Genomic DNA, 21222 nt, shown 5'->3' on the forward strand with positions numbered 1-21222 from the left:
GATACTGAAACAATAATAATTAATATAATTCTTAATTGCTCATCCATTTTTTAAGTTTTTATTTTTTACAATTATACTTGTATTTTTGAAATCTTTTTTACCATAAATTATTTCATTGTTAGCAAATTCAGTAATTGATCCTCCAGAATGAATTATCAAAGCATGACCTGCTGCAATATCCCATTCACAAGCTCTTGGTTCAGCTACATATAAATCAAACTCACCAGCTGCAACTACACAAAATTTTAGAGAACTTTTCATTTTTTGATGTGAAGAAACTTTATACCTTTTATGAATTTCTAAAATTTCTGGTTTTAATTCGTTGGAATAACTTACAGCAGTAATTTCGTTATTAGATTTTAATTTTGAAGATAATGAAATTTCTTGTCCATTGACTAATTCGTAAGAATGAGATTCTGCGTATGCATAAAACATTCTTTTTTTTGCAGGAGCATTGATTAAACCAATTAAAGGCTTTTTATTAATTATTAAACTTGCATTTAAAGTAAACTCATCTTTATTGTTTAGATAATCTCTAGTTCCATCAATTGGATCAATTAACCAAAAATCTTTTAAACTTTGATTTTCTTTATTTTCAGAATTTTCTTCGGATACAACAGGGATGTTTGGTGTAGTTTCTTTAATCTTTTTAGTTAAAACTTTATTTACCTCAATATCGCCATTAGTAACAGGTGTGTTGTCAGATTTAATTTCTTTTTTAAGACCTTTTTCCCTTATTGATAATGCAAGATCACCTGCAGCATAAAAAGTATCAATTAATGACTTTGTAATTTTTTTTGCTTCTTCAGTATTCATTTTTTTAGTTTTTCAATTTTAATCTCTTTTGCATTAATTACTTTTTTCCCAGCGTTTTCAAAATTTATTGTAACTTTAAAATCAATAATTGATTGCACTTGACCTATACCCCAGTCTTTTTTATTGGGATTTATTACTCTATCTCCAGGCTCATAATCTAAAATCATTTGATTTACTTATATTCAATATGTAAATAAATAACATTAAATTATGACCAAATTAAACTCATTAGGTTTCAATAAAAAACCAGAGGATACACTTGTTGTTGTTGCAATGTCTGGTGGAGTAGATTCTTCAACGGTTGCAGCTATGATGAAAAATGAAGGTTATAAAGTTATTGGTATCACTTTAAAATTATATAATGATACTCAACAAACTACTCAATCAAAACAATGTTGTGCTGGTCAAGATATAATGGATGCAAAAAGAGTTGCTGACAAACTAAACATAGAACATAAAATTTTATATTATCAAAATAAATTTAAAGAAGGCGTTATAGATAATTTTGTAGAGAGTTATCTAAACGGAGAAACTCCAATACCGTGTGTTCAATGTAATCAAACAGTAAAATTTACCGACTTATTTGAAGAGTCTAAAAATTTAAATGCAGACGCTTTAATAACTGGTCATTATGTCAAAAGCATCACAGAGAATGGCATTAATCAAATGTATAGGGGTAAAGATAGCAATCGAGATCAGAGTTATTTTTTATTTAATACAACAAGAGAACAACTTGATTATTTAAGATTTCCTTTAGGTGGAATGTTAAAAGATGAAACAAGAAAAATTGCAAAAGATTTAGATTTAAATGTAGCTGATAAACCGGACAGCCAAGATATATGCTTTGTACCCAATGGAGATTATGCATCTGTAATACAAAAATTTAAACCAGACTCATTTAAAAAAGGAAATATTAAAAATTTAAATGGTGAAGTAATTGGAGTTCATGATGGAATTATCAATTATACTATTGGTCAGCGTAAAGGAATTAAAATTGCTGATAAAGATCCATTATATGTAATTAAAATTGATGCAAATAATAATGAAATTATTGTAGGCACAAAAAAAAATCTTATTAAAAAAGAAATTAATTTAAAAGAAGTAAATTTATTAACGAGTAATAATAAAGACTTTGATAAGGAAGTATTTGTAAAAGTAAGATCAACTGGGAAATTGCTTAAAGCAAAAGTAAATATAAATAATAGTGAAGCCAAAGTTAATTTATTAGAGGATGAATACGGTATAGCTCCTGGTCAAGCATGTGTTTTTTACGCAAAAGATAATTTTGGAGATAAAATTTTAGGTGGTGGATGGATTACTAATTAGTTTTTTTCCACATCAAATTAGTAAGTAAATAAAAAAATATTACCCCCAAAAATACATTCCATTCAAGAGCATGTTTTAAAAATTTAAAGTTATCAAAAGGTAAAAAGGGTAAAACAATTATAGACACAGTAATCAAGGTATTTATTAGAAATTTTTTCATTTTTAAATATTTTTGATTAATTTTATCTTTGATTTTATCTTTAACTTCAAAGAGAGTTTTAATTAAATAATATTGTGCGATAAGCTCGAAAATTATGAAAGACAACATTACTACTCTTCTAAAGAGTTTATATAGATCATATTCAAATTTTACTCCTAAAAATATAGAATGAATTACCAACATTACAGCTGAGCCTATTCCAAAAAAAATTATTTTTTTTAAATATTTTGTTTCTATATTAAAATGATAAATGATTTTTTTTGTATTCAACCAATATTTGATTAATAGAAAAGCGGTTAAAAACATTGCAGGTTTAAAAATTAAGTACATAGGGAAATTTCTAACAGTTCTACTTATTGAAACACCACCATCTATATATGGAAATGTGGGAGATATTGGCACTCCTGGCTGTAACACTTGATGAAATTGTGTAATAATTAATAGGCAGGAATTTACCGCTATAAATGGAATTATAAATATCCACAACGATATGGATCTAATAACCTTTACATTTTCCATGAAAAAAAAGTTTATTTCTTCTTATTTTTTTTTCTAGCTCTTCTTTTTTTAGAGCCCATTTTTCTACGGCCTCTATGTTTTTTCGGGTATCCCATTTTATCCTTTTATATATAATTTAATTGAAATTATTCGCGGGATATAGCATTGTCAATTTAACTTATCAATTTTTTTATGAGCAGTTCTTTTAAAACATTTTTAAAACATACAGCCAAAGATTTTCATAATCAGTCTGTTAATCCACCTGTAGTAAGAGCCTCAACTATTATCTTTAAATCTATGCAAGATATTAGAAAAACTCAGTCAAAAGCTAATAAAAATCCAACCGGAGGACATTTTGATTATGGAAGACAAGGGACATCTACTACACATATTTTGCAAAAAATTTTATCAAAACTTGAAGAAAGCTATCATGTTTTTTTAACTCCAACAGGATTTGGTGCAGTATTCCTATCAATATTTAGCGTCGTAAGACCTGGAGATGAAATTTTAGTTGCTGATCCAGTTTATAGTCCTACTAGAATTTTAACGCAAGATTTTTTGAAAGAGTTTAATATTAAATCAACATTTTATAATCCTAGTGATTTAAAAACTTTAGAAAAAAATATAACAAAAAAAACAAAATTAATTTTTGTTGAAAATCCTGGAAGTAATACTTTTGATTTTCAAGATCTTGGAAAAATAATTTCAATTGCAAAGAAAAATAAAATTTTAACAGCAATTGATAATACATGGGGTACTCCATATTTTTTAAAACCAATTAAACTTGGTTTTGATATGGCAATTGTTTCAGCAACTAAATATTATTCAGGTCACTCAGACGTTATGGGAGGATCATTAGCAGTAAATAAAAAAGTTTTTAAACAAATTCAAAAAGCAGATAAAGTTTGCGGAATGAGAATGAGTCCTGACGATGCTTATTTAATAACAAGAGGACTTAGAACTTTAGATATAAGGTTGGATAGACATAGAGAAAATGCAAAAAAAGTTTCTGAGTTTTTATCAAATCATAAAAACTTTAAATTACTTTATCCATATAAAAAAGACTCTGTAAATTTTAGGATGTGGAAGAAATATTATTCGGGAGCATCTGGTTTAATGGGACTTCGTATAAAAGCTAAGAGTAAAAACTCAGTGGTCAAATTTGTAAACTCATTAAAATTATTTGGTTACGGATACAGCTGGGGTGGTTTTGAAAGTTTAGCTTTATATCAAGATGTAAGAGAGCAGGGCAAAAGAAATTTTCTTAAGTTAACTAAAAACGAACATCTTGTAAGATTACATATCGGTTTAGAGGATCCAAATGACTTGATTGCAGATTTAAAACAAGCACTCAAGCATTTAAAATGACACAAAATAAATTTTTTCAATCACGTACAGCAATAATCACTTTAATTGCTGCTTGCGCAGTTGTTTTCATTTCACTTGGAGTTAGACAAACGTTTGGATTGTTTTTTATGGATTTCAAGAAAGATCTAGGAATTTCAATTACTAATTCTGGATTAGCTGTAGGAATACAAATGTTAATGTGGGGTTTAACAGGTCCTATCTTTGGAGCGATTGCTGATAAGTATGGTGGCCATAAAGCAATTAGCCTAGCTTTTATTTTTTATATTTTAGGAATTTATTTTTTATATAATGGTCCTAATACAGGATTATTTTTTCAATTAGATTTAGGATTATTAGTTGGAATTGGTCTTGGGGGAACAGCAATTAGTATTCCAATGGCAATAGTTGGAAAACATTTTCCTTTATCAAATAGAACTATTGCAATGAGTTTTGTAACAGCCGTTGGTTCTTTAGGTTATTTTGCTTCACCTTTATATACAAACTATTCCTTAAACGCTAATGGATGGGAGCAAACCTTGAGCGTTTTTATGTTTTTTTTAATTTTTGGATTGATTGTGTCTTATTTTGTAAGGTCTCCATCTTTAAATGAGACACCTGAGAAAACAAGTGATCAAACAGTTATTGAAGCTTTAAAAGAAGCTTTTGGTACTAGAAGTTATATTTTATTAGTTTCAGGATTTTTTGTTTGTGGTTTTCATATAACTTTAGTTGGAACCCATGTTCCAAAATATGTGATTGATAGAGGGTTGGAAGATTGGACAGCGGCAGCAATTTTATCTCTTATCGGTTTATTTAATATCTTTGGTTCATTATTAAGTGGATACTTATCAACAAAAATGAGTAAAAAAATTATTCTAAGTGCAATTTACTTCTTGAGAGGAATTTCAATAATTTTCTTTATATTTTTACCACCTAGCAACCTAAATGCTTTTATATTTGGAGCTAGCTTTGGATTTCTATGGCTTTCGACTGTGCCAGCAACTAGTGGAATTGTTGCCCATATTTTTGGAACTAGATATTTAGGTTTGCTTTATGGTTTAGTATTTTTAAGTCATCAAATTGGATCTTTTTTTGGAGCATACCTAGGTGGATTATTTTATGATACTTATGGTTCCTATGATTATGCGTGGTATTTAGCAATTGCATTGTCTGTTTTTGCTGCAATAATTCATTTACCAATTAAAGAACAAGCAGTTTTAAGATTAAGAACAGAATAAATTGAAAACACTTGAAAATTTAATCAAATCTGAACAACCGTTTATACTTTATAAGACCAATGCAGGTTTTAAATTATACACTCAATTTTCAAAAAAAATTATTTTAAATAATAAAAATATTAAAGGTTTTTTAAATAATATAAAAAAAAAGAAATCAAATTTCAAAGAAACAGATTTGTTTGTAGGTTTTTTTGGTTATGAAATATTAAATAATTTAATCGGCATTAAACTTCCAAAACAAAAAAGTATTAATTTTCCAAAAGGAATTTTTTATAAACCAGAAAAAGTACAAAATTTTAAAAATATTGATTATAAAAATGAAAGGAAAAAAAAAATTTATTCTAAATTTAGAATAAATTTATCACTTAATCATTACACAAAAATATTTGAAAAATTTAAGAAGAAAATCAAAAGTGGTGATACTTATCAAATTAAAATTTGCACAAAGTATAAAAATAAATCAATTATTGATACATTAGATTTGTTTTCTAAATTATGTAAAACTAATCTAGCACCAGAATCTTTTTTTATTAAAGATAAAGATTATTCAATAATAAGCTGTTCTCCTGAAAACTTGATAGACAGAAAAGGAGATTTTATTTCGACTAAACCTATAGCTGGAACACTGAAAAAGAACAAGAAATTAAATAAATTAAAAGCACTCAAATATTTTAGAAAAAATATTAAAGAATCTAAAGAGCACAATATGATTGTTGATATGGAAAGAAATGATTTATCAAGAATTTGTGTGCCCGGGACAGTCAGAATTAAAAAAGAAAAAAAAATTGAAGAATATAAAGATCTATTTCATTACGTAACTTTGATTGCTGGAAGATTAAGGAAAAATATAAAAATTATTGAAATAATTAAATCAATGATGCCAGGTGGATCAGTAATTGGTTGCCCAAAAATTAGCACCTTAAATTTATTAAACAATCAAGAAAGAGAAAATAGAAATATTTACACTGGCAGTTTTGGTTTTATAAAGTTTAATGGTGATATGAGATTTAATATAATAATCAGATCATTATTGTATTATAAAAATATATCAGAAATTTCAGTTGCATCTGGAGTTGTTGTAGATAGCAAAGCTAAAAATGAATTTAATGAAAATTTTATTAAAGCTAAAGCTCTATTAGATTTATTCAAATGATTTATATAATTGATCATAAAGATTCTTTTACATTCAATGTTGTTCATCAATTTTCTTTATTTGATAACGTAGAATGTGATGATTATTCAGAAATTAGAGAAGACAAGTTAAATAAAGCTTCCACTATTATTTTTTCTCCAGGTCCAGGCTCTCCAAAAGATTATAAAACTACCTCAAAAATTTACAAAAGATTTAAAAATAAAAAAAAAATTATTGGAATTTGCTTAGGTTTTCAGCAGATACTTTATTGTGAAGGTGGAAAAATTATTGAACAAAATAAGATATATCATGGTTATCAATCAAAAATTAAAGTTGTATCTAAAAATTCTTTATTCAAGAAAAATACTAATTTTGTGGTTGGCAGGTATCATTCATTAAAATTAAAAGAACCTTTTAGAGCAAAAAATTTTGACATCACTATGAGATGTGCTAATTCAAACGTTGCGATGGCAATTGAAAATAACAAAGAGAAAATCTATGGTTTTCAATTTCATCCAGAATCTTTTTTAACAATAAATGGTAACTTACTTATTAAAAAAATCTTATCGGCTTAAAGATTATAAAGAAATTGAATTTAATGATCTTTGGGGTGACCATGGTGTTTTCACAACGATGTGGTTATTTGATAAACCACAAAAAATTTTATTTTTTAACCAACATATAAGCAATCTGATAAAATCCACAAAAGTTTTTAAAGTATATAAAACAGATTTAAAATTAAATATTTTAAAAATTTTAAAGAAAATAATTAATCCTAAAATTAAGTACAATCATTTGTTAAGAGTAGCAATAAACAAAAAGACATTATCTGTATCAATAAGAAAAAGAATAAAACCAAAATTAGATTTTACTTTAAATTTGGTAAATCTTAAAAGAGTTAAACCTGAATATAAAAATTTAAAATATAAACAAATCTTAAAACATCTTTCAAAATTAGATAATTCAAAAAATGATATAGGCTTAAGTGTAAACAATAAAGTTTTTGAAACTGGAACTTCAAACTTAGTGTTTATAAAAAATAATAAGATTTTTCTCCCAAAAAATAATTAGTATAAAGGAATTACATTTAAATTTTTTAAAAATAAATTTAAAAAATTTTATTATAAAGACATTAAAATAAATAAATTGTCTGAATTCGATGAAATATTATTAATTGGATCAGGAAAAGGAGTTGCCTCAGTTAAAAGAATTAAAGATTATTCCTGGTCTAGAAAAAGTATGAAATTTTACAAATTATTTTTATCCACGTATTTAAAAGCTATTAAACAATGTAAAAAATATTAATGATAAGAGATCCCAATAATCCTTGCCTATTTTGTAATGCTAAAGAAAGTGGTATTGCCGTAGAAAATGAATTTGCATACGCAAGTTATGACTCTTATCCAGTTTCAGATTTTCATTGTCTTATTATTCCAAAAAGACATGTAAAAGATTATTTTGAAATGAGTGACGAGGAATTGTTGGCTTGTAATGATTTGATTATTAAAATTAAAAATGAAATTTTAGCTAAAGATAAAACTGTTAAAGCTTTTAATATTGGAACTAATGCAGGAAAAATGTCTGGTCAATCAATCATGCATTGTCATATCCATCTGATTCCAAGAAGAGAGGGGGATGTCGAAAATCCTCAAGGTGGAGTAAGGTCGGTTATTCCTAAAAAACAGCACTATAAAAGAGAAAATTAGACTATTAATAAAGACAAATTGACCAATACTTACATATTGAAGTCCTATTCAAACTACTCTAGAAAAGCTTAAAACTAATCAAAATTTTAAACTTATGTTACAAAATAATCCTTTTCTAAATTTAGCTGAATTTGTTTCACCTTACGCTATGCAATCATTTATTATTGCCATGGTAGTTTTGATAGCTGCTGGAACTATAATTCAAATGATTCATCATAAAAATGTTACTTATTTTTTAAACAATGCAAAAAAAGCAAAATTATCTGCTACGAAAGCATTAAGTGCAGGAGAGAAAGCCACAATTATTGCAAAAACTACAGTTGTAGATATTGGTACAACATCTGAATTAGGAATGGGTAAAAGAAGATTAGCGCATGTATTAGGTATGTATGGAACTATTTTGTTTTGGGTTTCATCTGCTGTCTTAGTTTTTTGTTATACTAGTGAGGGATCGTCAACTACTGTTTGGTCAACTTTATGGCATGTTGGAGCTATACTTACTTGCCTAGGTGGATTTTGGTTTTGGTTTTTTTTGAGAGTAGATGTATCTGCAGAAGCTTTTCCTTGGTATAGAATTATAAAAGCGGACTTATTTGTATTAGCTCTTTTAGCTTGTTCAACATTTGGTTTAGCTTGGTCATATTTTCAATTTTCAAATCAAATGGGTTTAAGTTATTTGTTCTTAGCCTTATTTGTAGTTGCTAACATTGTTTTGTTTGGTGGAGTATACTGGTCTAAGTTTGCTCACATGTTTTATAAACCTGGAGCAGCTATTCAAAAAAATCTTGCTGAAGCAGATGGATCAAGAGACAATCTTCCTCCTCCAGCTGATGCACCTGAACAGTTTGGTTTAGGAATAAAAAGAGAAGAACCAAAACATTATTAACCATGAGATTATTTAAAAAGGAGAAAAAATAAATGTCAACTTTCGTATATATGACTAGATGTGATGGCTGCGGTCATTGCGTAGATATCTGTCCTTCAGATATAATGCACATTGATGAAACTATAAGAAGAGCAAAAAACATTGAACCAAATTTCTGCTGGGAATGTTATTCATGTGTTAAAGCATGCCCAAACCATGCAATTGATGTAAGAGGTTATGCTGATTTTGCTCCAATGGGTCACAGTGTGAGAGTACGAAGAGAAGAAGAAAAAGGAACTATCTCTTGGAAAATAAAATTTAGAAATGGTACAGAGAAAAACTTTGTATCTCCAATTACAACAAAACCTTGGGGTGAGTTTATTCCAAAACTTGCTGATGGTGACAAGCCAAATCAAGGAGAAATAAATTCACAAAGACTTTATAGAGAACCGGAAGGATTAAATACTGGCGGTGAACTTCCATCAGTTCCAAAAGAATCTTTTAAAAAAGGAGTTTATTACTAATGGCTAAACATAAAACTCATTACGAAGAATGTGATATTTTAGTTGTCGGTGGAGGTATGGCCGGAACAGGTGCTACTTTTGAAGCAAGACACTGGGGAAGAGATATGAAAATTGTTTGTGTTGAAAAAGCAAACATTGATAGAAGTGGAGCTGTAGCGCAAGGTCTTTACGCTATTAATTGCTATATGGGAATGCAGTGGGGTGAAAACCAACCTGAAGATCATGTTAGATACGCAAGAAATGATTTGATGGGAATGGTAAGAGAAGATTTAGGTTATGACATGGCTCGTCACGTAGACTCAACAGTTCATATGTTTGATGAATGGGGTTTACCTATGATGAAAAATGAAAAGACAGGTAGATATTTAAGAGAAGGTAAATGGCAAATAATGATTCACGGTGAGAGTTATAAACCAATTGTAGCTGAAGCCGCAAAGAAATCTGCAGATAAAATTTATAACAGAATAATGATCACTCATTTATTAATGGATGAGTCTCAACAAAATAGAATTGGTGGAGCAGTTGGCTTTAACATGAGAACAGGTGATTTTCATGTATTTAGAGCTAAAGCTGTAATTGTTGCAGCAGGTGGAGCTTCACATATCTTTAAACCTAGAGCTGTTGGTGAAGGAATGGGTAGAACTTGGTACGCACCTTGGAGTAATGGTTCTGCATATGCATTACCAATTGCAGCTGGTGCAAAAATGACTCAAATGGAAAATAGAATTGTTCTTTGTAGATTTAAAGATGGTTATGGACCAGTTGGTGCTTATTTCTTACATCTAAAAACATATACACAAAACGCTAATGGTGAGAATTATGAGAAGAAATGGTATGATCAAACTAAAGAGCTAGTTGGAGAATATATTGATCACCATCCAACTCCTACTTGTTTGAGAAATCATGCATTTATTCAAGAAGTTGCAGCTGGCGGTGGACCAATTCACATGGTAACAAAAGAAGCTTTCCAAGATCCACATTTAGAAACTGTTGGATGGGAAAACTTCTTAGGTATGACAGTTGGTCAAGCGGTTGTATGGGCTTCACAAAATATTGATCCAAAATATACTAATCCAGAATTAACGACATCTGAGCCATATGTAATGGGTTCACATGCAACATGTTCTGGAGCTTGGGTAAGTGGACCCGAAGATTTGTCTCCACCAGAATATTTCTGGGGATACAACAGAATGTTAACAATTGACGGTTTATTTGGTGCTGGTGATACTGTTGGTGGAAGTGCGCACAAATTCTCATCAGGATCATTTACTGAAGGTAGGTTAGCAGCAAAAGCAGCTGTGAAATACATTGAAGATAAGAAAGCTGATGGCATCAAAGTTTCAGACAAACAATGTGAAGAGTTTAAAACTAAAGTTTATAAACCATTAGATAATTACACAATTGGAAGAAACGAAATTACAGGAGGAACTGTTTCTCCAAGTTATATTTCGCCAATTCAAGGTTTACAAAGACTCCAAAAGATAATGGATGAGTATGTTGGAGGAATAACTTCAAACTACATGACTAATGGAAATATGCTAAAAAGGGGACTTGAATTACTAGAATGGCTTCAAGAAGATCTAGAAAACGTTGGTGCTGAGGATTATCACCAGTTAATGAGAGCATGGGAGCTTAAACATAGAGCTTTAACTTCTCAGTGTGTTACAGAACATACTTTGTTTAGAGAAGAAACTCGTTGGCCAGGTTATTATTACAGAGGCGATCACATGAAACTTGATGATGAAAACTGGCATTGCCTAACAGTTTCAAGAAGAGATCCAAAAACTGGTAAGTTTACGATGGAAAAAGTACCTGTTTACCACATTGTAGACGAAAAAGAGGAAAAGAAAGCTTCTTAAATAAATATTCGAAGGAAATAAATTGAAAGATTTACTCAATAAATCTGATGAAGAAATCTTTGCAATCGCAAAACCTTATTGGGAAAATCTAATTAAATCCTCAAATCTTAAGGATTATGGTGGTTTTACAAGAGATTTTTCCACTCAAATGTTATTTGGAGCAAATGAAGTTGAGCTAGGAAAGCAATGGGCTAATAATAAAGTAATAACCAACCTTCATGAAACCTACAATCCTTTTGGAACTCTTAGAAGAGGAGATCATATTACAGTGTTGATTAAACAGACAAATAAAGAACTCCCAGGTGAGTTTTTAGGAAGATTAGTTTTAGGCGTTGAGGATGATGAAGTTAAAATCTTTGGCGCTACCATATATTAAAAAAATTTAGTCTATTAAACAAATAAATTGACAATTTTCTCGCTAATGTTATTGAGCGAGAAATGAATTTCCATTACTTAAAAATATCAAACAAAATTAAGCTTTTAAAACTGAGCCTAGTGAAATTTGGAATAGTTGTTAGTTTAACTGCTTATTGGAGTGTTATTTTAGTTGGAACTTTCCTTGCTTTTAATTAAGTAAAATATTAAATAATTAACATCTATGGAAGTTTATTTACCAATAGCGGAAGTTAATATTAATGCTATTGAAATACTTCTTCTCAGTGCAATTGTAGGTGTTCTATCTGGTTTATTCGGGGTTGGTGGTGGATTTTTAATGACACCTTTTTTAATTTTTTTAGGTGTGCCTCCTGCCTATGCAGTTGCAAATGAAGCAAATAATATTTTAGCCACTTCAGTCTCTGGCTCAACAACACATTATTTAAAAAATACTTTAGATTATAAGATGGGTTTAATGATAGTTACAGGTGGTGCTATTGGTACTTTGTTAGGAATTTATACTTTTTCATACTTTCAAGATATGGGAAAAATTGATGTAGTTATTGCTTTAGCTTACATGTACATTTTAGCAATAATTGGTTCTTTAATGTTGGTCGAGAGCCTTGGTGAGATAGATAAACAGAGAAGAAATGTTTTAGTTAAAAAAAAATTACATGTTCATTATTGGATACATGGTCTTCCTTTCAGATTGAGATTTCCAAAATCAAAATTATATGAAAGTGCTTTTACACCAATTATTATTGGATTGTTTGTTGGATTTATTGCTGCGATAATGGGAATTGGAGGTGCTTTTATTTTAGTTCCCGCAATGATTTATATCATTGGTATGCCAACCAAGTTAGTTCCTGGGACTTCTTTATTTGTTACAATTTTTGTGAGCGTGATTGTTACTTTCTTACACGCTTTTAATTATGGCTCAATTGATTTACTTTTAGTTTTAATGCTTGTTACAGGATCAATCATTGGTGTGCAAGTAGGTCAAAAACTTGGAGAAAAAATTAATAGTAGTGGATTAAGAGCTTTGTTAGCGATTTTATTATTGTTAGTTGGAATTGCAATGGCATACGATACTTTTTTTGCCGAGAAGGTTGAAACAGAAATAGTTAAAGTTTTAGATAATGATTTAAATTTCTTTTCAGTGTTTATTCAAAAATTTTCACAAGAGATGCCTTTATTTTATAGTTTGTTTACAATTATGTTTGCTATTTTTTTAGGTGTGGCGGCAGCATTTATTAGAAGATTTTTTTCTAACCTTAGAAAAAAATTAGCAGTTCCTGCTAATAAGTAAATATATCTGTAAATATTTCTATACAAAAAATACTTACTACACCAACTGTTGTCATTCCAATTAAACCTACAACAAAAGGTTTATAACCCATAGACTTTATATCCCTAAAATTGGTAGACAATCCAATTGCAGCCATTGCCATTGTAAGAAATACTTTTGAGGAGGTTTTTATTAATGAAATAGTATCAGTCCAAACTTGATTATTGCTTTCTATAAAATAATAATCACCTAAATTTCTAACTATTATCATTCCTATAAATCCTAAAACAAAGTATGGGAAAATACTTACTAATGAATAATTTTTCTTAACAACATTTCCTCTGTTATATAGGAACGCAAATAGAGGTATCATAATTACTAAAAATGTATTTCTTATTAATTTTGTTACAGTTGCTATATTTAGTGTTTCTGGACTGTTAAATTGCTGTTCATAAATTAATCCTGCAGCTGCCACTTGAGATGTTTCATGAATTGAAGTACCAAGGAAAAGTCCAACTAAAAGAGACTCCGCATCAAAGTAAAAATTTGCAAAATAAGGATAAACAAGCATTGAAAAAATACCAAACAAAGTCATGTTTGCGATTGCATAAGATACTTCACTTTTATTAGCTTTTATTACAGGAGCAGTTGCCATAATTGCAGTAGTACCACATACAGTTGACCCAATTGAAATAAGATAAGCCATTCTAGTAGGGATCTTTAATTTTTTAATTACAAGTTTTATGACCACTAAAACACTTATAATGCAGATAATAATAAGAGGAATTGCAATAGTTCCAAACTTTAAGAATTCAAAAGGCTTCAATTGTATTCCTAAGCAGATAATCCCAAGTTTTAAAATATTTTTCTGAGTAAAATCTAAACCAATTAAAAACAATTTTCTGATTTTGAAAATATTTCCAAGTATCATTCCAATTAGAATAGCAAACATTGCAGTGGATATTGGACTTTTGTCGTAACCTAATAACTCAATTCCAATTACATTATTTATTCCTTGAGAAAGAGAGTATAAAATGAATGCAAGTATAATGCCTGGTATTACTACCAATTTTTTCTTTATAGACATTATACCTTATTGATAATTAAGCACTTCTGTAAAGTTTAGTCATAACAAACTCTCTATGACCTAAAGCTTCAGCACAAGTTAATCTTCCATTTGCAACTCTTAAAGTTGTTTCTATTAACTTATCTCCTGCTTCTGACATATTCATTTCTCTTGATAGGATTTTTGAAACATCACAATCAATATGTTCACCCATACCTTTTACAGTTAATGGATTAGCTGTTAATTTCACAACTGGTTCAATTGGATTTCCAACAATATTACCTTGTCCAGTTGGAAATAAATGAATATTAAATCCTGCTGCAGCTTGAAGTGTTACACATTCAGCTGCTGCTGATGAAGTATCCATAAAATATAAGCCTTTACCTTTTTTTGGTTCTTCTGCTGGTTCTAAAACATCAACAAATTTTCTTGATCCAATTTTTTGGAAATTTCCAAAAGCTTTTTCTTCAATTGTAGTTAAGCCACCAGCAATATTTCCAGCTGTAGGTTGACTTTCAGAAAGATCATCTGTTGCTTCTTTTAAAATGAAATCGTTGTACGCACTCCAAGTTTTCATAAACTTATCTGAAGCCTCTTTTGTTGCACCTCTTGTAGCACAAACTTTTTCTGCTCCAGTTAACTCAGAAGTTTCACCAAAACATAAATGAACTCCTAGAGGCTCTAGTTTATCCATCAAGTTTCCAACTGTAGGATTAGCTGCTAATCCAGATGTTGTATCAGACTCTCCACATTTAACGGAAATCCATAAATCACTTATTGGACATTCTTCTCTTTGTTTTTCAGATGCCCACATAACAAATTCCTGAGCTTTTTTTGAAGCTTTCATTACAGTTCCAATGTCACCTGTACGCTCTATATGAAAACCTTCAACTGGCTTCCCAGTCTTTGCAATTCCATCAACAATTTTTTTTGTCCATTTAGGCTCGATACCTATTACAATCACCGCAGCAACATTTGGGTTACTTCCAGTTCCTATCATTGTTCTAAAATGTAGTTCTAAATCAGCGCCAAATTGTAATCTCCCGTAAGAGTGTGGCAATGCAATTGTTCCTTTAATGTTATTTGCAACAGCTTCCGCACATGCATTTGAAATATCGTCTACTGGCAAGATAATTACGTGATTTCTTGTTCCGGCTCTGCCATTTTCTCTTTTATAACCTAAAAAACTCTTTGGAATTTCCATATTACTACCATTTCTTCGTTTTGACATTGTGAACATGAACGTGCTCACCTTTTTTGATTGATTTAACTACTTTACCAATATCATGACCGTATTTAAGAATCGTATCACCTTCATTTAGGTCAGTCATTGCAATTTTGTGCCCTAAAGGTATTTCATCTACTGATTGTATATTTACTGTGCTGTCATTTTCCATTACCCAGCAAGAACAATCTTGTTTTGGAGTTATTTTTTCAATAACAACTACTCCTACGTTGTCTTTTTCATCGTGAATTATGATATCTGTAGCCATATATATTGTGTCGAATTGTTTGTTTGAATTTTCAAAATTCTTATATATTAATCGCAAAAATTAACAAACAGTTTTTAAAAAAAGAGACTTAATTTAAAGAGAGGTTACACTAAATTATGACTAAAATGACAACTGAAGAAGCTTTTGTAAAAGTTCTACAAATGCATGGTATTGAACATGCTTTTGGTATTATTGGATCAGCATTCATGCCAATTTCAGATATATTTCCTGATGCAGGTATAACATTTTGGGACGTTGCTCACGAAACTAATGGTGGATTAATTGCTGACGGCTACACAAGAGCTACAGGAAAAATGTCAATGGTCATTGCACAGAATGGTCCTGGGATTACTGGTTTAGTAACACCAATAAAAACTGCTTACTGGAACCATACACCTCTTTTGTTAGTTACTCCTCAAGCTGCAAACAAAACTATGGGCCAAGGTGGTTTCCAAGAAGTTGAGCAAATGAATTTATTTAAAGATATGGTTTGTTATCAAGAAGAGGTAAGAGACCCATCTAGAATGGCAGAGGTTTTAAACAGAGTAATTGAAAAAGCCATTAGGGGATCTGCACCTGCTCAGATAAATGTTCCAAGAGATTATTGGACACAAGTTATTGATATTGATCTTCCACCAATCGTAAGATTAGAAAGACAAGGTGGTGGATCTGAAGCTATAGATAAAGCTGCTAACTTATTATCAAACGCAAAATTTCCAGTTATACTTTCTGGGGCTGGTGTTGTAATTGGAGGAGCAATCGAAGCTACTAAAAACCTAGCTGAAAAATTAGATGCACCAGTTTGCTCTGGTTATCAACATAATGACAGTTTTCCAGGAAGTCATCCATTAGCAGTAGGTCCATTAGGATATAATGGTTCAAAAGCTGCTATGGAATTAATTTCAAAAGCTGATGTTGTGTTAGCTTTAGGAACAAGACTAAATCCTTTTTCAACTTTACCAGGTTATGGAATTGATTATTGGCCGAAAAATGCAAGCATTATTCAGGTAGATATTAATCCAGATAGAATTGGTTTAACTAAAAAGGTGACTGTTGGTATCAGTGGTGATGCAAAATTAGTTGCAGAACAAATCTTAGCTAAACTTTCATCAAGTGCTGGTGACACTGACAGACAAACAAGAAAAGATTTAATTCATCAAACAAAATCTGCGTGGTTACAAAAACTTTCAAGTTTAGACCATGAAGATGATGATGAAGGTACAGTTTGGAATAAAGAAGCAAGAGAAAGAGATGCTGATAGAATGTCACCAAGACAAGCTTGGAGAGCAATTCAAGCTGGTATGCCTGATGATGTTATTATCTCAAGTGACATTGGAAACAATTGTGCAATTGGAAATGCTTATCCAACTTTTGAAAAAGGTAGAAAGTATTTAGCACCAGGTTTATTTGGTCCTTGTGGTTATGGGTTCCCATCAATCTTAGGAGCAAAAATTGGTTGTCCTGATACACCTGTAATTGGTTTTGCAGGAGATGGAGCATTTGGAATTAGTATGAATGAGATGAGTTCATGTGCAAGAGAAGAATGGCCAGCGATAACAATGGTTATTTTTAGAAATTATCAATGGGGTGCAGAAAAAAGAAATACAACTCTTTGGTTTGATAACAATTTTGTTGGAACAGAGTTAGATCCTGAATTAAGTTATGCAAAAGTAGCAGATGCTTGTGGTCTTAAAGGTGTAACTGTAAGAACTATGGAAGAAACTACTAACGCGATCAAACAATCATGTGAAGATCAGAAAAAAGGAATAACTACTTTTATTGAAGTAGTTTTAAATCAAGAGTTAGGTGAACCATTTAGAAGAGATGCGATGAAGAAACCAGTAAGAGTTGCTGGTATCAACAAAGCAGACATGAAGAAACAACCTTCATTGAATTCTTAATTCTTTAAAAAATTTATCAATTATCGTAAAGTCACTTTATGGAAGTGACTAACGATAATGCTTGTAGCTGGATTAAAGATCTTATTCCTAGACAAAATATTAAAATTTTAAGTGATAATTTATCAACTAATTGGCTTATCGTAGGAGCTGGTTTCACAGGTTTATCTGCTGCTAGAAAGTTGGGTGAAATATTTCCAAAGGAAAAAATTGTTATTGTTGATGCTCAATTAGCAGGAGAAGGAGCAAGTGGGAGAAACTCAGGTTATCTAGTTGATACAACTTTAAATGACGGTTTCACGTCTAATAAAGAGTTAGAAAGTTATAAAAAAAAAGCAGACATATATGATTTAGGAATTAAAGCTGTCAAAAATTTTATCAAAGAATATCAAGTTGATTGTGATTGGAATGAGTGTGGAAAATTTTTTGCCTCTTCAAGAAAAGAAGATCAAACAATATTAAATAATTTTTCAAATACTTTAGAAAAACTAGGATATGAACATGATATTCTAAACAACGAACAATTAACTAATAGATTAGGGACAAATTTTTATAATGTAGGTTTGCATACCAAGGGTGGTATATTATTACATCCTGGAAAGCTTGTAAGAGCAATGGTTGATACATTGCCCAAAAATGTAGAATTATATGAAAACTCCTCATTGTTAGAATGGTTTAAAGAAAAAGATTTTATTAATTGCAAATTTAAAAATAGTACAATTAAAACAAAAAAAATAATTTTTGCGACCAATGGTTTTTTAAGATCATTAGGTATTAAAAAAAACTATAATTTTCCAATTACCCTTACAGCAAGCATGACAAGACCATTAACTGATAATGAACATGAAAGTATAGGAAAGCCAAAAGAATGGGGTGTTCTTCCTGTTAGACCCATGGGTGCCACAATTAGAATGACAAAAGATAGACGAATTTTAATTAGAAATACAGCAGAGATACACAATCCAATGAAAATGCTTCAATCAATTTTAAATCAAAGATATTTAAAACAAAAACTAGGGATAAAAAAAAGATTTCCTCAACTTCCTGATGATATTATTCAATCTTCTTGGTCAGGTATAGTTTCAAGAACAAGAAATAGTTCGCAGATATTTGAAAAAATAGATGATAATATTTTTGTGGGTGGTTGTTATAATGGCTCTGGAATAGGGGTTGGCACATTATTTGGAGAGCAGATCGCATTTAAAGCAATAGGGCAAAATACTAAAGAAATTCAATGTATTGAATTAAGAAATAAACCAACATGGTTACCACCTGAACCTTTTTTAAGCATAGGAATAAGATCAAGATTATTCTATGAAAGATTGCGAGCTAGATCTGAAATATGATTTATAGTTAATTTTATTTTATGGATATTAAAAAACAAATTACTGCGGCTGCTAATTTTTTACAAAAAAATGATTTAGATAGTGCCAAACTTATATATGAAAATATTTTAGAAAAAGATAATGATAATGCTGAAATTCATTATAATTTAGGATTAATTTATAAAACTCAAAACGATCTAGAAAAAGCTGAAAATCATATTTCAAAATCAATTCTTATAAAGCCTAATTTTATTATTGCTCATTATCAACTAGGTAATACTAAATATAAATTAAAAAAGTTTAATGAATGCGAACTGTGCTATCAAAAAGCAATTTCACTAAACCCTAAATTTTTAGAAGCATATATAAATTTAGCTAGAACACAAAGAGAATTACGAAATTTTAAAGATGCTGAAAATAATCTTAGAATTGCTTATAAATTAAATCCAGATTTTGTTGAAGTGAATGTTTTATTAGGTTTAATTTTATTTGATAGAGGAAGGTTTACAGATGATTTGAAATTTCAAGATATAGATAAATTAAATGAAGCTAAAAAGTTGTTATTAAAATCTATAAAATTAAATTCTCATTACAGTTTTGCACATCAAAATTTAGGATTAGTTCAACAAGAATTAGGTGATCTTAATAGTGCAAAAGATAGTTTTAAAAAAGCGCTAGAATTAGATCCTAATTCTATTTATGCAAATCAAAATTTAAATATTGTACTAAATCAAATAAAACTAATTAAAGAGTTAGAGGTAAAAAATAGAAATATTTCTAACTTCTTAAAAACTTTTAAAGAATTTCCAATAATTACCTACAAAAAACCAAATAAAGAAATTATTGATTTATTATATAAAATTAATTCAATTGACTTAAACAAAACTAAAGGGGGACCTTTGTTTGGAAATGGCACTACATCTGATTATAATTTGTTTGAAAATAATAATAATAAACTTTTAGATGAATTAAAAATTGAATTAATTGACATCGTCAAAAATTTAACTCAATCAAGGGTTTTTTTTATCGACTCTTTTTTTAATATTTTGGGTGCTGGTGGTGGTTCAGTTGCACACCATCATCTAAATGGATTTGATAAAACTTTTAATTTAGAAAATCAAAAATATAGTCTTACATACTATCTCTCAGTAGGTGATCAAAATTGTGAAGAACCTGGAATTTTCAAAATGCATGAACCAAAAGAAGAAGTATTACCTTCAGAAGGTATGATTATGATCATACCATCAGCAAGAAAACACTCAGCAGTTTATAGCGGAAAAACTGATAGAATAATGATTGGTGTTAACTTTTATATATATTAACGTAAATTTAACTTTTATGTGGTGCCCCCGCACGGATTCGAACCGCGGACCTATTGATTACAAATCAATTGCTCTACCAACTGAGCTACAAGGGCATAGGCGCAATATTAACTATTTTCTAAATTAATCAAGATTTTTTTTCAAATAACTTAAATGATGAAAGACTATTGCTGCACTATTTGATATATTTAAGCTTTCAATTTGTTCACTCATCTTAATCTTTACATGAAAATCAGCATATTTAGATGTATGTTTATGCATTCCTTCACCCTCAGAACCAAAAACTAAAATATTATTTCCTTCCCATCTCACTTCTGAAAAATTTTTCTTAGCTTCACTATCAAATCCAAAAATCCAAAAATTTTTATCTTTTAAATTTTTTAAAGTTGAATTTATGTTGGATACCTCAAAAATGTTTAGATATTCAATACAACCACTTGCTGCTTTAAACATTAGTTTACTTTCACCTGGAAAATGTCTTTCTTTAACTATAAGTCCATCTATTTTAAATGCAGCAGCACTTCTTATAATTGATCCAATATTTCTTGGATCAGTTACTCCGTCCAAACAAGCTAGCGTAATATTTTGTTTGTTTTTAATATATTCTTTTAAAATAGGCTGTTCTAATTTTTCAATTTCAGCTACATAACCTTGATGCTGAATGTTTTCTTTTGTTGAATATTTGTCTAGTTCTTTTTTAGTTTTAAAATAAACCTTAACATCTTCTAACAGGTTTTTTCTTGGACTTTTTCTGTGTATGTTTTTCTTACTTTCTTCTGTTAAAAACAGTTTTAACACCTTTCTTTTTGGATTTTTTAAAGCTTCAATAACCGCGTGCTGTCCAACAATAAAAAAAGTTGATTTATTCATATTTTATAAGGTTTTTTAGCGTTTTTTGATTATATTAAATATCAAATCTCGTGTTGCAATTATACAAATAAAATATATAAAACGCCTGTTATTTGAAGCTTGTTGAACAAGGGG

The 21222-nt window shown here is 29.6% G+C and carries 23 protein-coding genes and 1 tRNA gene; 16 read left to right on the forward strand and 8 right to left on the reverse strand.

Translation table 11 applies throughout. The annotated features are described in order from the left end of the window. Positions 1–39 precede the first annotated feature (39 nt). Together ACTT9D_RS00605 and ACTT9D_RS00610 are read right to left on the reverse strand one after the other, a co-directional pair. The gene (locus ACTT9D_RS00605; protein WP_440929970.1) at positions 40–816 is read right to left on the reverse strand and encodes a 3'(2'),5'-bisphosphate nucleotidase CysQ family protein; all 777 of its coding nucleotides are present in this window, start codon (positions 814–816) and stop codon (positions 40–42) included. Further along, positions 813–983 carry a DUF3553 domain-containing protein gene (locus ACTT9D_RS00610; protein WP_014953086.1) on the reverse strand — a complete coding sequence of 57 codons (171 nt, stop codon included), beginning with the start codon at positions 981–983 and terminating at the stop codon, positions 813–815. The genes ACTT9D_RS00605 and ACTT9D_RS00610 overlap by 4 nt, the downstream gene beginning before the upstream one ends. 43 nt (positions 984–1026) lie before the next feature. Here ACTT9D_RS00610 and mnmA point away from each other — a divergent pair, with 43 nt between their 5' ends. Then, complete coding sequence (gene mnmA, locus ACTT9D_RS00615; RefSeq protein WP_440929971.1) at positions 1027–2142, forward strand: tRNA 2-thiouridine(34) synthase MnmA; 1116 nt, start codon at positions 1027–1029, stop codon at positions 2140–2142. On the opposite strand, the gene ACTT9D_RS00620 is transcribed toward mnmA, so the two are convergent. Then, a complete protein-coding gene (locus ACTT9D_RS00620; protein ID WP_440929972.1) occupies positions 2135–2821 on the reverse strand; it encodes a hypothetical protein in 687 nt (228 codons plus the stop codon). The two genes, mnmA and ACTT9D_RS00620, sit on opposite strands and share 8 nt — an antisense overlap. Positions 2822–2992: 171 nt before the next feature. Here ACTT9D_RS00620 and ACTT9D_RS00625 point away from each other — a divergent pair, with 171 nt between their 5' ends. The 12 genes from ACTT9D_RS00625 (at position 2993) to ACTT9D_RS00680 (ending at position 13155) form a co-directional block, all read left to right on the forward strand. Then, positions 2993–4168: a trans-sulfuration enzyme family protein gene (locus ACTT9D_RS00625; protein WP_440929973.1), complete on the forward strand. Its 1176-nt coding sequence runs from the start codon at positions 2993–2995 to the stop codon at positions 4166–4168. Continuing rightward, positions 4165–5385: an MFS transporter gene (locus ACTT9D_RS00630; protein WP_440929974.1), complete on the forward strand. Its 1221-nt coding sequence runs from the start codon at positions 4165–4167 to the stop codon at positions 5383–5385. Before ACTT9D_RS00625 ends, ACTT9D_RS00630 begins: the two co-directional genes overlap by 4 nt. A 1-nt stretch (position 5386) precedes the next feature. Further along, positions 5387–6538: a chorismate-binding protein gene (locus ACTT9D_RS00635; protein WP_440929975.1), complete on the forward strand. Its 1152-nt coding sequence runs from the start codon at positions 5387–5389 to the stop codon at positions 6536–6538. Beyond that, on the forward strand, positions 6535–7092 hold the full coding sequence (locus tag ACTT9D_RS00640) for an aminodeoxychorismate/anthranilate synthase component II (protein WP_440929976.1): 558 nt from the start codon (positions 6535–6537) through the stop codon (positions 7090–7092). Before ACTT9D_RS00635 ends, ACTT9D_RS00640 begins: the two co-directional genes overlap by 4 nt. Then, positions 7055–7588 carry an aminotransferase class IV gene (locus tag ACTT9D_RS00645; RefSeq protein WP_440929977.1) on the forward strand — a complete coding sequence of 178 codons (534 nt, stop codon included), beginning with the start codon at positions 7055–7057 and terminating at the stop codon, positions 7586–7588. Before ACTT9D_RS00640 ends, ACTT9D_RS00645 begins: the two co-directional genes overlap by 38 nt. A gap of 75 nt (positions 7589–7663) precedes the next feature. Further along, positions 7664–7822, forward strand: coding sequence for a hypothetical protein (locus ACTT9D_RS00650; RefSeq protein WP_440929978.1), 159 nt, complete (start codon positions 7664–7666; stop codon positions 7820–7822). After that, a complete protein-coding gene (locus ACTT9D_RS00655) occupies positions 7822–8223 on the forward strand; it encodes an HIT family protein (RefSeq protein WP_440929979.1) in 402 nt (133 codons plus the stop codon). The genes ACTT9D_RS00650 and ACTT9D_RS00655 overlap by 1 nt, the downstream gene beginning before the upstream one ends. A 94-nt stretch (positions 8224–8317) precedes the next feature. Next, positions 8318–9109 carry an adenylyl-sulfate reductase gene (locus tag ACTT9D_RS00660; RefSeq protein ID WP_440929980.1) on the forward strand — a complete coding sequence of 264 codons (792 nt, stop codon included), beginning with the start codon at positions 8318–8320 and terminating at the stop codon, positions 9107–9109. Between the two features lie 32 nt (positions 9110–9141). Next, positions 9142–9612: an adenylyl-sulfate reductase subunit beta gene (gene aprB, locus ACTT9D_RS00665; protein ID WP_440929981.1), complete on the forward strand. Its 471-nt coding sequence runs from the start codon at positions 9142–9144 to the stop codon at positions 9610–9612. Beyond that, a complete protein-coding gene (gene aprA, locus ACTT9D_RS00670; RefSeq protein ID WP_440929982.1) occupies positions 9612–11471 on the forward strand; it encodes an adenylyl-sulfate reductase subunit alpha in 1860 nt (619 codons plus the stop codon). Before aprB ends, aprA begins: the two co-directional genes overlap by 1 nt. A 22-nt stretch (positions 11472–11493) precedes the next feature. After that, positions 11494–11847, forward strand: coding sequence for a hypothetical protein (locus ACTT9D_RS00675; RefSeq protein ID WP_440929983.1), 354 nt, complete (start codon positions 11494–11496; stop codon positions 11845–11847). 222 nt (positions 11848–12069) lie between these two features. Continuing rightward, positions 12070–13155, forward strand: a complete 1086-nt coding sequence (locus tag ACTT9D_RS00680) for a sulfite exporter TauE/SafE family protein (RefSeq protein ID WP_440929984.1) — start codon at positions 12070–12072, stop codon at positions 13153–13155. On the opposite strand, the gene ACTT9D_RS00685 is transcribed toward ACTT9D_RS00680, so the two are convergent. Genes ACTT9D_RS00685 through ACTT9D_RS00695 form a run of 3 tightly spaced genes read right to left on the reverse strand, consistent with a single transcriptional unit; the run spans position 13145 to position 15693 of the window. Further along, positions 13145–14221 (reverse strand): YeiH family protein, encoded by a 1077-nt coding sequence (locus ACTT9D_RS00685; protein WP_440929985.1) that lies wholly within the window; start codon positions 14219–14221, stop codon positions 13145–13147. The two genes, ACTT9D_RS00680 and ACTT9D_RS00685, sit on opposite strands and share 11 nt — an antisense overlap. 16 nt (positions 14222–14237) lie before the next feature. After that, the gene (locus ACTT9D_RS00690) at positions 14238–15404 is read right to left on the reverse strand and encodes a UxaA family hydrolase (RefSeq protein WP_014953103.1); all 1167 of its coding nucleotides are present in this window, start codon (positions 15402–15404) and stop codon (positions 14238–14240) included. Between the two features lie 4 nt (positions 15405–15408). Then, positions 15409–15693, reverse strand: a complete 285-nt coding sequence (locus ACTT9D_RS00695; protein WP_440929986.1) for a UxaA family hydrolase — start codon at positions 15691–15693, stop codon at positions 15409–15411. A gap of 116 nt (positions 15694–15809) precedes the next feature. Here ACTT9D_RS00695 and xsc point away from each other — a divergent pair, with 116 nt between their 5' ends. The 3 genes from xsc to ACTT9D_RS00710 are packed head-to-tail and all read left to right on the forward strand — an operon-like array spanning position 15810 to position 20238. Beyond that, on the forward strand, positions 15810–17594 hold the full coding sequence (gene xsc / locus ACTT9D_RS00700) for a sulfoacetaldehyde acetyltransferase (protein ID WP_440929987.1): 1785 nt from the start codon (positions 15810–15812) through the stop codon (positions 17592–17594). 38 nt (positions 17595–17632) lie between these two features. Then, positions 17633–18937, forward strand: coding sequence for an NAD(P)/FAD-dependent oxidoreductase (locus ACTT9D_RS00705; protein WP_440929988.1), 1305 nt, complete (start codon positions 17633–17635; stop codon positions 18935–18937). Positions 18938–18957: 20 nt separating this feature from the next. Continuing rightward, positions 18958–20238 (forward strand): tetratricopeptide repeat protein, encoded by a 1281-nt coding sequence (locus ACTT9D_RS00710; RefSeq protein WP_440929989.1) that lies wholly within the window; start codon positions 18958–18960, stop codon positions 20236–20238. Positions 20239–20257: 19 nt separating this feature from the next. Here ACTT9D_RS00710 and ACTT9D_RS00715 read toward each other — a convergent pair. After that, positions 20258–20333, reverse strand: a tRNA-Thr gene (locus tag ACTT9D_RS00715). A gap of 28 nt (positions 20334–20361) precedes the next feature. Next, positions 20362–21108, reverse strand: a complete 747-nt coding sequence (gene rlmB / locus ACTT9D_RS00720; RefSeq protein ID WP_440929990.1) for a 23S rRNA (guanosine(2251)-2'-O)-methyltransferase RlmB — start codon at positions 21106–21108, stop codon at positions 20362–20364. Positions 21109–21222: the final 114 nt, after the last annotated feature.

Source organism: Candidatus Pelagibacter sp., assembly GCF_052049815.1.
GTDB lineage: Bacteria > Pseudomonadota > Alphaproteobacteria > Pelagibacterales > Pelagibacteraceae > Pelagibacter.

Coding starts and splice junctions, on each gene's coding strand:
- ACTT9D_RS00620 (WP_440929972.1), bottom strand. CDS start 2,821: ATGGAAAATGTAAAGGTTATTAGATCCATATCGTTGTGGATATTTATA.
- ACTT9D_RS00625 (WP_440929973.1), top strand. CDS start 2,993: ATGAGCAGTTCTTTTAAAACATTTTTAAAACATACAGCCAAAGATTTT.
- ACTT9D_RS00640 (WP_440929976.1), top strand. CDS start 6,535: ATGATTTATATAATTGATCATAAAGATTCTTTTACATTCAATGTTGTT.
- ACTT9D_RS00630 (WP_440929974.1), top strand. CDS start 4,165: ATGACACAAAATAAATTTTTTCAATCACGTACAGCAATAATCACTTTA.
- ACTT9D_RS00685 (WP_440929985.1), bottom strand. CDS start 14,221: ATGTCTATAAAGAAAAAATTGGTAGTAATACCAGGCATTATACTTGCA.
- ACTT9D_RS00705 (WP_440929988.1), top strand. CDS start 17,633: ATGGAAGTGACTAACGATAATGCTTGTAGCTGGATTAAAGATCTTATT.
- ACTT9D_RS00655 (WP_440929979.1), top strand. CDS start 7,822: ATGATAAGAGATCCCAATAATCCTTGCCTATTTTGTAATGCTAAAGAA.
- ACTT9D_RS00605 (WP_440929970.1), bottom strand. CDS start 816: ATGAATACTGAAGAAGCAAAAAAAATTACAAAGTCATTAATTGATACT.
- xsc (WP_440929987.1), top strand. CDS start 15,810: ATGACTAAAATGACAACTGAAGAAGCTTTTGTAAAAGTTCTACAAATG.
- ACTT9D_RS00660 (WP_440929980.1), top strand. CDS start 8,318: ATGTTACAAAATAATCCTTTTCTAAATTTAGCTGAATTTGTTTCACCT.
- ACTT9D_RS00695 (WP_440929986.1), bottom strand. CDS start 15,693: ATGGCTACAGATATCATAATTCACGATGAAAAAGACAACGTAGGAGTA.
- aprB (WP_440929981.1), top strand. CDS start 9,142: ATGTCAACTTTCGTATATATGACTAGATGTGATGGCTGCGGTCATTGC.
- rlmB (WP_440929990.1), bottom strand. CDS start 21,108: ATGAATAAATCAACTTTTTTTATTGTTGGACAGCACGCGGTTATTGAA.
- ACTT9D_RS00710 (WP_440929989.1), top strand. CDS start 18,958: ATGGATATTAAAAAACAAATTACTGCGGCTGCTAATTTTTTACAAAAA.
- aprA (WP_440929982.1), top strand. CDS start 9,612: ATGGCTAAACATAAAACTCATTACGAAGAATGTGATATTTTAGTTGTC.
- ACTT9D_RS00690 (WP_014953103.1), bottom strand. CDS start 15,404: ATGGAAATTCCAAAGAGTTTTTTAGGTTATAAAAGAGAAAATGGCAGA.
- mnmA (WP_440929971.1), top strand. CDS start 1,027: ATGACCAAATTAAACTCATTAGGTTTCAATAAAAAACCAGAGGATACA.
- ACTT9D_RS00645 (WP_440929977.1), top strand. CDS start 7,055: ATGGTAACTTACTTATTAAAAAAATCTTATCGGCTTAAAGATTATAAA.
- ACTT9D_RS00680 (WP_440929984.1), top strand. CDS start 12,070: ATGGAAGTTTATTTACCAATAGCGGAAGTTAATATTAATGCTATTGAA.
- ACTT9D_RS00610 (WP_014953086.1), bottom strand. CDS start 983: ATGATTTTAGATTATGAGCCTGGAGATAGAGTAATAAATCCCAATAAA.